At 34.5% G+C, this 14,389-nt stretch carries 9 protein-coding genes; 7 read left to right on the top strand and 2 right to left on the bottom strand.

What is annotated here, in order from left to right:
• Positions 1-2 precede the first annotated feature (2 nt).
• Positions 3-2,249 carry a heavy metal translocating P-type ATPase gene (locus tag EDD63_RS04075; RefSeq protein ID WP_134168755.1) on the top strand — a complete coding sequence of 749 codons (2,247 nt, stop codon included), beginning with the start codon at positions 3-5 and terminating at the stop codon, positions 2,247-2,249.
• Between the two features lie 55 nt (positions 2,250-2,304).
• Here the strand turns inward: EDD63_RS04075 and EDD63_RS04070 are convergent, their stop codons facing one another.
• Positions 2,305-4,152: an LCP family protein gene (locus EDD63_RS04070; protein ID WP_134168753.1), complete on the bottom strand. Its 1,848-nt coding sequence runs from the start codon at positions 4,150-4,152 to the stop codon at positions 2,305-2,307.
• Between the two features lie 140 nt (positions 4,153-4,292).
• Complete coding sequence (locus tag EDD63_RS04065; protein ID WP_134168751.1) at positions 4,293-5,861, bottom strand: LCP family protein; 1,569 nt, start codon at positions 5,859-5,861, stop codon at positions 4,293-4,295.
• Positions 5,862-5,968: 107 nt separating this feature from the next.
• Here EDD63_RS04065 and EDD63_RS04060 point away from each other — a divergent pair, with 107 nt between their 5' ends.
• The 6 genes from EDD63_RS04060 to gatB are packed head-to-tail and all read left to right on the top strand — an operon-like array spanning position 5,969 to position 14,369.
• Entirely contained in the window at positions 5,969-8,116 is a 2,148-nt protein-coding gene (locus EDD63_RS04060) for an ATP-dependent helicase (RefSeq protein ID WP_134168749.1), read from the top strand.
• 11 nt (positions 8,117-8,127) lie between these two features.
• Positions 8,128-10,116: an NAD-dependent DNA ligase LigA gene (gene ligA, locus EDD63_RS04055; protein WP_134168747.1), complete on the top strand. Its 1,989-nt coding sequence runs from the start codon at positions 8,128-8,130 to the stop codon at positions 10,114-10,116.
• Positions 10,103-11,230 (top strand): CamS family sex pheromone protein, encoded by a 1,128-nt coding sequence (locus EDD63_RS04050; protein WP_134168745.1) that lies wholly within the window; start codon positions 10,103-10,105, stop codon positions 11,228-11,230. The genes ligA and EDD63_RS04050 overlap by 14 nt, the downstream gene beginning before the upstream one ends.
• Before the next feature lie 10 nt (positions 11,231-11,240).
• Positions 11,241-11,531 carry an Asp-tRNA(Asn)/Glu-tRNA(Gln) amidotransferase subunit GatC gene (gene gatC, locus EDD63_RS04045; protein ID WP_134168743.1) on the top strand — a complete coding sequence of 97 codons (291 nt, stop codon included), beginning with the start codon at positions 11,241-11,243 and terminating at the stop codon, positions 11,529-11,531.
• On the top strand, positions 11,531-12,943 hold the full coding sequence (locus tag EDD63_RS04040; protein WP_134168741.1) for an amidase family protein: 1,413 nt from the start codon (positions 11,531-11,533) through the stop codon (positions 12,941-12,943). The genes gatC and EDD63_RS04040 overlap by 1 nt, the downstream gene beginning before the upstream one ends.
• 1 nt (position 12,944) lies before the next feature.
• Complete coding sequence (gatB, locus tag EDD63_RS04035) at positions 12,945-14,369, top strand: Asp-tRNA(Asn)/Glu-tRNA(Gln) amidotransferase subunit GatB (RefSeq protein WP_134168739.1); 1,425 nt, start codon at positions 12,945-12,947, stop codon at positions 14,367-14,369.
• Positions 14,370-14,389 lie beyond the last annotated feature (20 nt).

Below are 14,389 nucleotides of genomic sequence, written 5' to 3'. Positions count from 1 at the left end.
TTATGAAACATTTACATGTACATCATCATGATCACAAGCCAGATGGATCTTGTTGCAATCATGATACAAGCATTACAAAAGAATCACACGAAACACATGAACATGAACACCATCATGAAGCATCGTGTCAGTGTGCAGCATCTTCTTCAAGTGAGGAAGATGATATCGGCGATATAGATGCCAAGTATAAATTTAAACTTACGGGTCTGGATTGCGGAAACTGTGCACAAAAAGTTGAAGATCGTTTAAATAAAGCAGACTTTATTGAACATGCAAAAATTAACTTTACTCATGGATTAGCCTATATTGAACCAAAAGGTAAATTAAGTCAAAACGATGTCCTTACACGTAGTAATGTGCTGATCGATCAAGTAGAACCAGGGGCTAAATTACTTGGTGAAGAAGAACAAGCACCTGAACAGTCCAATCGAGAACGAAACGAATTGATTTTAAGTATTATCTTATTCTTTGTTGGAGTCATTATCGAGAAAACTACAAATATACATCCATTCTTTATTTACGTGATTCCATATATCTTTGCTGGATATCATGTAATTTATAAAAGTTTTAAGAATATTCAACATGGAGAAATCTTTGATGAACATTTCTTAATGACAATTGCAACATTAGGAGCATTTGTAGTCTCATCTTATGAAGAAGCTGTTGCTGTTATGGTCTTCTACAATATCGGGGAGTATTTCCAAGATTTAGCAGTCGACCGAACAAGAAAGTCAATTACAGGATTGATGGATTTACAAGCAGAGTACGCAAATCTTGTACAACCAGATAAATCGTATAAACAAGTGGATCCAAAAACATTAAAAATTAATGATGTAATTGCAATTAAAGCAGGAGAAAAAGTACCTGTTGATGCAATTGTAATCGATGGTAGCTCATCACTTGATTTAAGTGCATTAAATGGGGAAGTAAAACTCAAAGATGTACATCAAAATGATGAAGTGCTAGCTGGATCATTAAATACATCAGGACTAATTACATGTAAAGTAACACGCGTTTATAAAGATTCTACAGTGTCTAAAATTCTAGACCTTGTAGAACACGCAAGTAATAAAAAAGCACCTACAGAAACCTTTATTACAAAGTTTGCGAAGGTGTATACACCAATCGTTGTTGGGTTGGCTTTATTATTAGTTATTATCCCAACGATCTTTGTTGGTGATTTCTATACATGGTTATATCGTGCATGTACATTCCTAGTTATCTCTTGTCCGTGTGCACTTGTTGTTTCTGTACCGTTAGGATTCTATGCAGGTATTGGTAGTGCAAGTCGCATTGGTGCATTAGTTAAAGGTGGTAACTATTTAGAATTACTTGAACATGTTGATACCATTGTCATGGATAAAACAGGAACTATTACAAAAGGGGAATTTGCTGTTGAAAGTATTACTGGAGCTGAGCAAACACTAGAACTTGCTGCTTATGCAGAAAGTTATTCAAATCACCCAATTGCAAAAAGCATCGCTGCTGCATATACAGGTACGATTGATGCAACACGACTTAGTAGTTATCAAGAGATTGCAGGATATGGTATTGCAGTTTCACTTGATGATAAGCCACTATTCGTTGGTAATCAAAAGCTGATGGATAAAGAGCAAATTAGCTATACAGCTAACCAAAGTCTAGGAACCGTGCTCTATGTCGCTTATAACGGTCAATACGTAGGTTCTGTCGTAATTGGTGACCAAGTGAAAGAGTCAAGTAAACAAGCAATTGCAGATATGCATACTCTTGGAGTAACAAATACTGTTATGTTAACTGGTGACCAAAAAGAAATTGCGAATGCGATTGGTAAAGAAGTTGGTATTGAAAATATACATGCTGAACTATTACCACAAGATAAGGTTCGTATTCTTGAGTCTTACTTAGATAAAGAAAACCATGCAGTTGCCTTTGTTGGTGATGGAATTAATGATGCACCAGCTTTAATGAGAGCTGATGTTGGTATCTCAATGGGTGGTGTAGGTAGTGATGTAGCAATTGAGGCAAGTGATATTGTCTTAATGAGTGATGATTTGCTACTCATCCCAAAAACGATGAAAATCGCTAGAAAAACAAAACAAATTGTAATTCAAAATGTTGTGATGGCATTAGGAATTAAAAGCATTGTATTAATCTTATCTGCATTTGGTATTACCAATATGTGGGCAGGAGTATTTGCAGATGTTGGGGTAACCTTACTTGCTGTATTAAATGCAATGCGTATGCTTTACTACTATAAAAAAGTATAAAAAAGTATAAAAAAGAAAACCAATTGGATGTCATTGTCCAATTGGTTTTTGTTTATTATTGTCCAGTTGATGGAGCTGAAGGATCCGTACTTGGATCACTTGTTCCTGGCTCGCTAGGAGTTTCTCCACCAGAAGGAGGATTTGTTCCATCTCCTGGATTGCTACCAGGAGTATCACTACCACCAGTACTTCCAGATCCAGTTCCTGTATCACCACCACTTGATCCGTTATCTGTATCATTATCAACAGGTGTTTCAGGTACTGTAGGTTCTTCTACAGGTGGGACATATGCAGGTTCATCATAATCTGTATCATAATCACCGCCACCTTTCTCGCTAGAGAAATCATCACCAACAAACATTCCTGTTGCTGGGCGTTGGTATGGAGGTAACTGTCCATATAAATCTTCTAAATCAAAGCTGAAATCTTTGAAGTTTGTCGGATTAATAATCATTTGGTAACGATAATATAACATCTCCATATCTGTTAAAGATAAGATGTAAACTGATAATGGCATACTACCACCAGCGTATGGGATAGGGATATTGTCATTTTTTCCGCTATCTAAAGATGTACTACCAAATGTCCATGGTTCTAAGTGCTCAATTTCATAATTCACAAAGTCTGATAGTTGTTCATAACTCATATCTGTTTCAATGTATTTCGTTGCGGTTTCCATTAGGGAAGGAACAGCTGTAACACCTTGCGCAGTCGTTAATTTGCTAATCATCGCCTTAATAATATCCTGTTGTGCTCTTGTACGCCCAACATCACCTTCTGGTTGATCATGACGGTTACGTGCATATGCTAAGGCTTGTTCACCATTAAGTGTTTGTAATCCTTTCTTTAGGACAATCAAATCACCATCTTCAAAACTACGTTGACTATTTTGTTCAGTGAAATCCATAGCAACATCAACTTCAACTCCACCCATAGCATCTACAATTTCAACTACTGATGTGAAGTTAACTTGTACATAGAAATCAATTTCAAAGCCACTAATTGCAGCAATCGAATCCATAATATTTTCAACACCATGGTTTCCTAGGTGTGTTAATTTATCATTAATCCCACCTAAAGCTAGGTTAGGGATATATGAATCACGAGGGAAACTTACCATTTCCATGTGGTTTGTAATTGGATTCACAATAAGAATCATGTTTACATCACTACGTTGACTTGCTTCACCAGTATCTGATGTATCAATACCACTTAATAAAATTGTGAATGGTTCTTTCGTTAAATCTTTTCCAGAGTTTTTTGATGCAGTTTGTTGCACTTTACGTTGGAATGTTGCGATTTCTTTTGTATTTGAAGTAAATCCTTCAATGTGGTCTTCTACCGTACTAATGCTTGATTTTGTAATGATTAAGGCATCAATTTCATCATTTAATAATGAGTTACCTAAATCTGTATAGTTACTTTGATCTGTATAAGTAACATTTGCTACTGAAGCATTGATTTCTTTTTTTGCATATTTTGCATTGTCTTCATCTGTTGAGTTTTGAAAACCAACAGTTGCATCTTCTAGATCTTTTAATTCATTTATATCACTATCGGCTTTTGCAAGTACCGATATCGTAATGTATTTATCTTTTGAAGGATCTGTAATTGAGCGAATTGTATGATTTCCTTTATATGCATATAAGGAAACAAATCCATATATGATTGTAATCAAAATAACGATGACACGTCGTATCCATGTTCCTTTTATTTGAAAACGTTTGAATGTTAATGCAAGTAAGATTAAAAATACAATTGCTGTAATTGCGATTACCGCAATACGGTATTTCATTGGTAAAACACGCACTTGGTAAGCAAAGTATCCAGCACAAACAAGTGCAATACCTAGTAAAATTATTAATAGAAAGTCAAACTTACGCGACTGTATAAATTTTTTCATAAATAACCTCTTTTTCAACTAATTATAGTATAGAAAGGCAGGTAGTGTAAAGTGAAATTGTGATGAAGAAATGTATCGTTAGCAAGAGGTTTCATGATTCGTATAAAAAAAGGATGGAAACCCATCCCGTTTTTACTGAATTATGGTGCTAGTACAATATCATTACTTTCTTCATATGTACTATATTCGTTATACATATCATCTAAATCAAAATGAAATTCACTCAAGCGATTTCTTTCTTTCATAAGGTGATACATAGCGTTTACTTTTTCAATATCTGATTTTGATAAATAATAGACACTTGAATATACACTTGGCATAGATGCAGTTGGTTCAGAACCTTGCATTCCTTTATCTAAACTTAATGATTTGAATTCCCATGAAGGCATATTATCAACTTGTTGTTTCACAAAACTTGTTAATTGGCTTTCAGAGAAGTTCATAATGACATAGTTACTCATTAATTTCATCACATCATCTACTTTGGTAATTCCATCAGGAGATAATACGCGTTTAACCAATCCCTTCATAACTTCAATTTGTGCTTGATTACGTCCAAGGTCTTGGTTTTCGTATGAATGACGGTGTCTTGCATAGGCAAGTGCTTGTTTTCCGTTTAGTGTTTGTTGTCCAGCATCTAAGTAAATAAGATCCTCTTCAGCAAAACTACGATATTCATCTTGTTCCACGATTGGCTGTAATACATTAACTGGAATTCCATCCAATGTATCAACAATTTCAATAAGTGAAGAAAATGACACTTTCACATAGAAATCAATTTTAATATCAAATGCTTTTTCAATTGCAACTTTTGTGTTTTCCACTCCATCATTTCCTGTATGTGTAAGTTTATCGCTTACATTACCATATGCAGGGTTTGGGATAAACGAATCACGAGGAATCGAAATCGTTTGAATAATATGATTTACTGGATCAATAATCAAAATCATATTGGTATCACTTAGTGAGTGACTTGTTGGTGCTTCAATTTGATCACTTGCACTAACTAAAACGGTAAATACTTCTTTTGTGATATCAATATCGTTACCCTTGATATTGTTTTTAATTGTAAATGAATACGTATCAACGACATTGCTAATCTCATATAAGTTTCTATAATCTTCAGGAAGATTGGCTTTTTGACTTTGATCAACTACGATTGCATCAACATATTCTTGTGTATAATCACTATACATCGTCATATAGTTATCGTAATTTAGTGTTCCATAATCACTAAGCTTACTTGATAATGTTTCTTTTGCTTTATCTGTAGCTTCAGTTGAACCATTTGTAGGAAATCCAATGACATAGCCATCTAAATCTTCAAGTGTTTGTAAGTTATTTGTACTTTCTTTTAAGGTAAGTACATCATAATGAATCGTTGTTTCCGAATTATCCATAGAACTTGCAAATGCTTCATATCCACTTGTAATATCTTTTGTATAAAAATTAGCGAGTCCAAGTAAAATCACCATCAACAATAAAAAGACACGACGGATATTTTCAATAATCTTACCTTTGATTTTAAAAAGTAAAAGGATAACTACAAATACAAATGCAAATAATCCTATCGCATATAAGTAATACTTGTCGCTATATTTATGAATAAATAGCACGAGTAAAATACTTAAGATAGGGAATAGTATCATATTTATTAGGTCAAGAATTCGACCATAACGTATGTTTCTTGTTTTCTTATTTTTTTTCACTGGCACACCTCGTAACGATTATATATCATATTGAATAAAAAATCTTGTAGTTTTAACAAAAATGATGTGTGATTTTGTAGTATAATGTTTGCAGCGAGGTAAAAACTTTGAATATATTAGATGGATTAAATGCAAAACAAAAGGAAGCAGTAACCACAATTGATTCACATTTGCGAATCGTTGCTGGAGCGGGAAGTGGGAAGACACGTGTAATTACAACACGTATTGCCTATTTAATTATGGAGAAGCATGTAGCACCATATCGCATACTTGCAATCACCTTTACAAACAAAGCTGCAAATGAGATGAAAGAACGTGTAGAAGGAATTCTAGGCGTGAAAAACAGTGGTGTTTTACTATCCACCATTCATAGTTTATGTGTACGGATTTTACGCGAAGAAATCCGTTATTTTGACTATCCGAGAAATTTTGTCATCTTAGATAGTGATGATCAAAAGTCAATTTTACGTGATATTTATAAAAAACATGAAATTGAATTAAAAAGTGCACCTTATGCACAAACATTGTCATATATCAGTAATAATAAAACAAGTTTTGTGAGTGCTGGTAAAGCATATGACATGGCAAATTATGAACATGAAAAACGTTTAGCTACAATTTATGTAGACTACGAAAAGAAACTACAAGATATGCAAGCACTAGATTTTGATGATTTATTACTTTTCGTATATCGATTGTTTAAGGAAAATGTCGAAGTGCGTGAAAAATGGCAAGGACGCTATGATTACATTCATGTTGATGAGTTTCAAGACGTGGATATGATTCAATATGGAATTGTACGGTATTTATGTGGTCCAGCATGCATTCTTTGTGTGGTAGGAGATCCTGACCAAACCATCTATACATGGCGTGGAGCGAAAGTAGATATCATTATGAATTTTGAAAAGGACTTTAAAGGATGTAAAAGTATCGTATTAAACGAAAACTATCGTTCAACAAAGACCATTCTAAAAGCTGCAAACAGTTTGATTCGCCACAATGAATATCGAATTGATAAAGATTTATACACAGAAAATGAAGAAGACTTCAAAATCAGTTTCTATGAATCGCAAGATGAGCAACATGAAGGTTTATGGATTGCAAAAAAGATTATCTCTTTACACCAAGAAGGTGTTCCATATCATCAAATGGCGATTTTATATCGTAGTAACTATTTATCTAGAAACTTGGAAAAGGTATTACTTGATGGAAATATTCCGTATCGAATTTATGGTTCCGTGAAGTTCTTTGAACGTGCAGAAATTAAAGATGCACTAAGTTATTTGCGTTTAATGATCACCGATAATAAAAGCATGGGTGAACTTGCAATTAAACGTATTTTAAATGTGCCAAAACGTGGTGCAGGTCCTAAGACAATGGAAACGATGGATGTATTGGCAGAAGCACATAACTTTGATTATTTTGAGACAATTCGATTACATCCAATCGCAAAAGGAAAGACCCAACAAAATATCGATGCATTTGTTGATCTGATTTTAAAGTATCGTAAAGAAAGTGAAACGATGGCGATTTCTATCATTATTCGCAAATTGCTTAAAGAAAGTGGATATTTTAAAATGTTGGAAGATGCAAATGAAACGGACCGTTTAGATAACATCAATGAGTTAATTCACGATATTGAAACATATGAAGAAAACAATCCTGAAGGAACTTTAGATGACTACTTACAAATGATTGCATTATATACAGATACCCAGGAAGAAGGTGCTGGTGATGCAGTTCAATTGATGAGTGTGCATAGTGCAAAAGGTTTGGAATTTGATAATGTCTTTGTCTATTCAGTAGCAGAAGGGATTTTTCCAAATGAGCGTAGTGTAAATGAAGGTGGTAAGCACGCACTTGAAGAAGAACGTCGTTTAGCATATGTTGCTTTTACACGTGCACGTAAACGTTTATTCCTTACAACTTCTGTTGGTTTAAGCTATGTTACTGGTCGTATGAAAACAACAAGTCGCTTTGTTAAAGAACTTGGAGATGACGTATTAAATAAAGAAGGTGAAATCTTTCAAGGATATAAAGCGAAAAAAGATGATGGAATTACACGCACTTCATCTTCAAGTATTCCAAAGAGTACAAGAAAAGGAAGCTTGCGCAAAGGTGATTTAATTACGCATGATGCCTTTGGAGATGGTGTTGTTATTAAAATCAGTGATGGTGTTGCACAAATTGCTTTTGACAAGAAATTTGGAATTAAAAAACTAGCTGCAAATCATCATATGTTGCATAAAAAATAGGAGTACAAACAATGAATCAAAGAATAAAAGAATTACGTGATCTTCTTCATACATATGGATATGAATATTACGTACTTGATAAACCTAGCGTCAGTGATCAAGAATATGATCGCTTGATGCAAGAACTACAAGATTTAGAAAAAGAGCATCCGGAAGATTATGATGCAAATTCGCCAACACAACGTGTAGGTGGGAAAATCCTAGAAGGATTTGGTAAAGTTCGTCACGTTCGTCAAATGTACTCTTTAGGTAATGGGTATAACTATGAAGACTTACAAAGTTTTGTAAAACGTGTTGATGCTAGTGTAGGTGATACCGATTTTGTCTTGGAGTTAAAAATTGATGGTCTTGCTATGTCTTTACATTACGATAATGGAATCTTTGTTCAAGCAGTAACCAGAGGAGATGGTGTTGTCGGTGAAGATGTAACAGAAAACATTCGTATGATTGGTTCTATACCCATGCAAATCCCATACAAAGACACATTGGAAATTCGTGGAGAAATCTACATGCCAAAAGCAAGTTTTGAACAAGTAAACGCAAAACGTGCAAAGCAAAACGAAGAACTGTTTGCAAATCCACGTAATGCAGCAGCAGGTACAATTCGTCAACTTGATACAAATGTTGTATACCAGCGAAAACTTGATGGATTTTGGTACCAACTTGCTGTAGATGTTGAAGGAGTGAATTCACAAAGTGATTCACTTGAATTTCTTGCGCATAACGGCTTTAAAATCAATCCAGAATATCGCATTTGTAAGAACATGGATGAAATTTGGTCATTTATTGAAACAAATAGTGAAAAAAGAGCAACACTTCCATATGAAATTGATGGAATTGTTATCAAGGTGAATTCCTTAGCAAAACAAAATCAATTAGGTTACACAGTAAAAACACCAAAATGGGCAATTGCATATAAATTTCCCGCAGAAGAAGTTGTTACAAAATTAACAGATATTACCTTAACTGTAGGACGTACGGGAAAAGTCACACCAAATGCTGTACTAGAAGTTGTACGTGTTGCTGGGACGAAAGTACAAGCTGCGCAGTTACATAATGAGGATTATATCGCACATAAAGATATACGAATTGGCGACATGGTTGTTGTACGTAAAGCAGGAGATATCATTCCTGAAGTTGTCCGTTCTTTACCAGAAAGACGTGATGGTTCCCAAGGAGTATATACATTTCCAACGACATGTCCAGTATGTCATACGCATCTAGTGCGCTATGATGGAGAAGCAGATCACTATTGTATTAATGTAGATTGTCCAGCTCGAGTTTTAGAGAGTATGGTGCATTTTGCAAGTAGGGATGCAATGAATATTGATACACTTGGTGATAAAAGAATTGCTTTATTCCATGAAAATCATTTACTTGATACAATTGAAGACATTTATACATTACATGAGCATCGCGATACACTCATTCAAATGGAAGGATTCAAAGAAACATCTATTGATAAATTACTTGATGCGATTGAAACAAGTAAAAGTAAACCACTTGATGATTTACTATACGGTTTAGGAATCAAACATATCGGTAAAAAAGCAGCACATGTACTTGCACAACACTTTAAAGATATGGACCAATTAATGGCTGCTACATACGATCAATTAATCGCAGTTAATGATATTGGATACATTTCAGCTGAGAGTGTGATTGACTTCTTTAAAGAGGATAGCAATCAACGCTTAATTGAACGTCTAAAAAGTTTTGGACTACGCATGAATAGTGATACAATAGATAACATCGAAACGATGTTTAGTGATAAAACCGTGGTTTTAACAGGTAGTTTGACTGGTTTAACCCGCAATGAAGCAAAAGCATTATTAGAAAAGTATGGTGCAAATGTTTCAGGTAGTGTTTCAAAGAAAACCGACTTGGTTATCTATGGAGAAGAAGCGGGTAGTAAACTAAGCAAAGCACAACAACTTGGTGTAGAAACTATGGATGAAGCAACATTCTTAGCGGAGGTCTCAAAATATGAAGAAAACTAAAACAGGAATGCTGGTTGTATTATTGTGTATGGTAATGGGACTTGTTAGTTGCTCAAGCGATGAAAATGCTGGTGACAAGGCAATTGTTACAGAACCAATCGTCGCTGGAGATTATAAAATACTAAAAACGAAAGCCAGTAATGATACAAGAAAAACACATGTTGATTTTAACCGTGGTTGGTATGATGCTGAAGCAGTTGGAAATGGACTAACGAAGTATTCCAAAGAGCATTTTTCACCAGAGTCATATTATATGATGGAAGGCCAAATTATTTCTCGTGATGACTTAAAAGCTGGAATCACTATGGAAGATACTGAAGGTTTGCTTGATCGTAAAAGTGAGCAAAATACATATGGTTTAAATCCTGCTAAGGGTACAACTATGCCAATCAATACTGCAGGAACTACTATCACAGTAGGTGAAAAAACAATTCTTATTGCAGATATCTTTGAAATAGATTTTGTGCAAGAAGCCAGCGATGATCCAAAAGTAAAAGGAATTAGCTTAGCAATTGTGTTAAATCCAAACACTTATGATGGTGAAGGTAACGAAATAACAATTGATGATGATACACTATATAAAATTGGTGAGGAAGCAAGTATTTCGTTACTTGATTATCTACATAAAGATCCAGCCATTGGAAACAGTACACCAATTTGTATGATGCTATTTAAAGCACAATCGACAGATGATTCATTACCTGGTGTGTTTATGGCAAAAGGATATGGAAAAGAAAGTATCAGTTTTAGTCGCATCAAAGAACAATGGGTATTATTCCCAAGTACAGATGTAGAAAAACTTGACCCTGTATTAAGTAGTCAATTTAATAGTGTAAAAGAAGGAATCTTCATGATTGTCCCAAATGATATTGGAGTAATTGGAAAAGGGAAGTTTGATGATGACCGTTTGACGAAATTACAAATCACGGTACAAACGCAAGCAAAAACCTATACAGAATTGATGGCAATTTTACAAACAACCAATGAGTTGCTACAAAACTTTGATAGCGACAGTTATGAAATTACAGTACGTTTTGTAAATAACACAAATGATTTCTTTGCGATGATTAAACGTGAGCAAGGATCAAAAGATACAGAAGTAATTTATTATTAGAAGGAGCATTATGGAAAAAAATAAGGCATATTTTCGTAAGTTGGCAAATCAAATTATGATTGATTTGAGCGATGATGAAATCGAAATCCTACAAAAGGAATTTGAAGTGACTCTTCGCAAGATGGACTTACTTGATAAAATCAATACAGACGACGTAAAGGAAATGGTATATCCATTTGAACTAGAAACGCATTTTTTACGTGAAGATGAAATAGAGAATGTTATTTCACAACAAGAAGCATTAGAAAATGCTCCAGAAGTAAAAGATGGTCAAATTTTAGTACCAAAGGTGGTGAAATAATGCGAATTCAAGACTTTAAAAATAAAGATATACATGAACTTGTTGATTTACAAGCAAGACTTGTAAGTGCAAACGAGAAATTAAACGCAGTTGTTTCTTTTTGTGATGTAGATGCACAAATTAAAGACTACAAGATGAAAGAAGATGCACCATTATTTGGAACACCTGTTGTCTTAAAAGATAACATTTCAACGAAAGGTGTTAGAACGACAGCTTCAAGTCGTATATTAGATAACTATGTACCATTTTATGATGCAACAGTAGTTAAAAAGTTGCGTGATGCAGGTGCAATTTTCACTTGTAAAAGCGCTATGGATGAACTTGGAATGGGTGGAACGGGACTAAATGCCTACACTGGAAAAGTAAATAATCCATATGATTTGGAACGAATCACTGGGGGAAGTAGTAGTGGATCTGCTGCGCTTGTTGCTGCTGGATTAACACCACTAGCCATTGGTACAGATACAGGTGATAGTGTTAGAAAACCTGCTGCATACTGTGGAATTGTTGGAGTAAAACCAACTTATGGAAGAATTTCACGCTACGGTGTCATTCCATATGCATCAAGTTTGGACCATGTTGGATACTTTACAACAAACATTGAAGATGCTGCCCTTGCTTTAGAAGTAATGGCAGGTCGCGATGACCAAGATATGACTTCATCATACAAGGAAGTTGAAGCATATGCGAGTTTATTAAATGGTGATTTAAAAGGAAAGAAAATCGGAATTATCACAAATGTAATTGATGCAATTGTTGACCCTAGATTCCGTCCTTCTTTCGATGCATTCACTAAAAAACTAGAAGAAAAAGGAACTATATTAGAGATGGTTACAATTGACCAAGATCTAATGAACGCTTTATTACCAACATATTTCATTATTTCAAATGCAGAAGCTACAGCTAATCATTCAAATTTGGATGGAATTCGTTTTGGAATGCGTGAGCCTGGTGAAGATCTAAATGAAATCATGATCAATTCAAGAACAAAAGGATTTAGTAGTGATGTACGTAACCGTTTTGTTATTGGATCATATAGTTTATTTGTCGAAAACCAAGATAAAATCTTTAGAAAAGCGCAAAAAGTACGTCGTGTTATTGTTGAAGCAGTTGATGAAGCATTAAAAAACTATGATGTATTATTAGCACCAGCTGCAGGTACACTTGCACCTAAACCAGATGACTCATATGGAGAGGATTTAAACAATACATTTATGGTTGCAGAAAACCATATGTTATTAGGAAACTTTAGTGGATATCCTTCAATTACTGTACCTTATGATATGGTTGATGGAATGCCTGTTGCAATTAACTTATTAGCACGCGCTTTTGATGAACAAACAATGTTTAATGTTGCTAAAGGAATTGAAGATGTAACAGGATTAGCTGGTATAACAAAGGAGGATTTCTAAGATGAATTTTGAAGTCATTATTGGGATTGAAATCCACTGTGAATTAAAAACAAATACTAAAATGTTCTCAAGTGCACCACTTAGTTTTGCCGCTACACCAAATACGTGTACAAATGAAATTGACTTAGGAATGCCAGGAACTCTACCATGTGTGAATAAAGAAGCTGTGCGAAGTGCTGTGAAAGCATGTTTAGCAACAAACTGTGAAGTAGATCGTTTAATTCGCTTTGACCGTAAAAACTACTATTATTCAGATTTACCAAAAGGTTTCCAAATTACACAACAGTTTTATCCAATTGGAAGTAATGGTAGTGTAACAATTCAAACGGATGAAGGTGAAAAAGTAGTTCGTTTAAATCGTATCCACATGGAAGAAGATACAGCAAAACAATTCCATACAGATGAAGGAACGATGATTGATTTTAACCGTGCGGGAACACCACTTATTGAAATTGTTAGTGAACCAGACATGCGTAATGGAAAAGAAGCTGCTGCTTATGTAGAAGAAATCCGTAAGACATTATACTACCTAGGTGTAAGTGATGTGCGTATGGAAGAAGGTTCTTTACGTTGTGATGTAAACATCTCATTACGTCCATATGGAAGTGATGTTTTGGGGGCGAAAGCAGAAATCAAAAACTTGAACTCTATTGCCAATGTGCAAAGAGCTATTGAATATGAAATGAAACGTCAAAATGAAATACTATTAGCTGGTGGAACAGTAAGTCAAGCAACCTTACGTTTTGATGAAGCAACTCGTCAAACTGTGGAAATGCGTAAAAAAGAAGGTGCTGTAGACTACAAATACTTCCCAGAACCAAATATCTTTCCAATTCGTATTGACGATGAGATGATGCAAGATATTATCGATAACATGCCTGAATTACCTAAAGAAAGATATGAAACGTATATTTCAACTTATGAATTAAGCGATTATGATGCAAATACATTAGTAGCAAATAAAGAATTATCTGATTTCTTTAATGAAACCGTAGCACACACAAAAGAATACAAACTGGTTGCTAACTGGTTACTAGGTGATGTAAGTGCATATTTAAATAAAAATGGATTACAAATTCAAGAAAGTAAACTAGCACCAATTGAACTTGCAAGCATGATTAACATGGTTGCAAACAAAGAAATCTCTAGTAAACAAGCCAAAGAAGTATTTGAAGGTATTGTTGAAGGAAAGACGGCAAAAGCTGTTGTTAAAGAAAAGGGAATGGAACAATTAAGTGATCCAAATGCAATCTTAGCGCTTATTAACCAAGCACTTGATGCAAACCCACAATCTATAGAAGATTTCAAAAACGGTAAAGACCGTGCAGTTGGTTTCTTAGTAGGACAAGTTATGAAACTATCAAAGGGACAAGCAAACCCAGGACTTACAAATAAGTTGCTTGTTGAAGAATTAAACAAAAGATAGTAAAATAGGTTAGACAAGGA

It is taken from the genome of Breznakia blatticola (assembly GCF_004365815.1).
Classification (GTDB): domain Bacteria; phylum Bacillota_I; class Bacilli_A; order Erysipelotrichales; family Erysipelotrichaceae; genus Breznakia; species Breznakia blatticola.
Note: the sequence above shows the minus strand (reverse complement) of the source record. Positions and strands in the feature narration are given on the sequence as shown.

What these genes read in the sequence shown, in the direction of transcription:
- EDD63_RS04075 (WP_134168755.1), top strand. Translation starts at nt 3, where the DNA reads ATGAAACATTTACATGTACATCATCATGATCACAAGCCAGATGGATCT.
- EDD63_RS04070 (WP_134168753.1), bottom strand. Translation starts at nt 4,152, where the DNA reads ATGAAAAAATTTATACAGTCGCGTAAGTTTGACTTTCTATTAATAATT.
- ligA (WP_134168747.1), top strand. Translation starts at nt 8,128, where the DNA reads ATGAATCAAAGAATAAAAGAATTACGTGATCTTCTTCATACATATGGA.
- EDD63_RS04050 (WP_134168745.1), top strand. Translation starts at nt 10,103, where the DNA reads ATGAAGAAAACTAAAACAGGAATGCTGGTTGTATTATTGTGTATGGTA.
- gatC (WP_134168743.1), top strand. Translation starts at nt 11,241, where the DNA reads ATGGAAAAAAATAAGGCATATTTTCGTAAGTTGGCAAATCAAATTATG.
- EDD63_RS04040 (WP_134168741.1), top strand. Translation starts at nt 11,531, where the DNA reads ATGCGAATTCAAGACTTTAAAAATAAAGATATACATGAACTTGTTGAT.
- gatB (WP_134168739.1), top strand. Translation starts at nt 12,945, where the DNA reads ATGAATTTTGAAGTCATTATTGGGATTGAAATCCACTGTGAATTAAAA.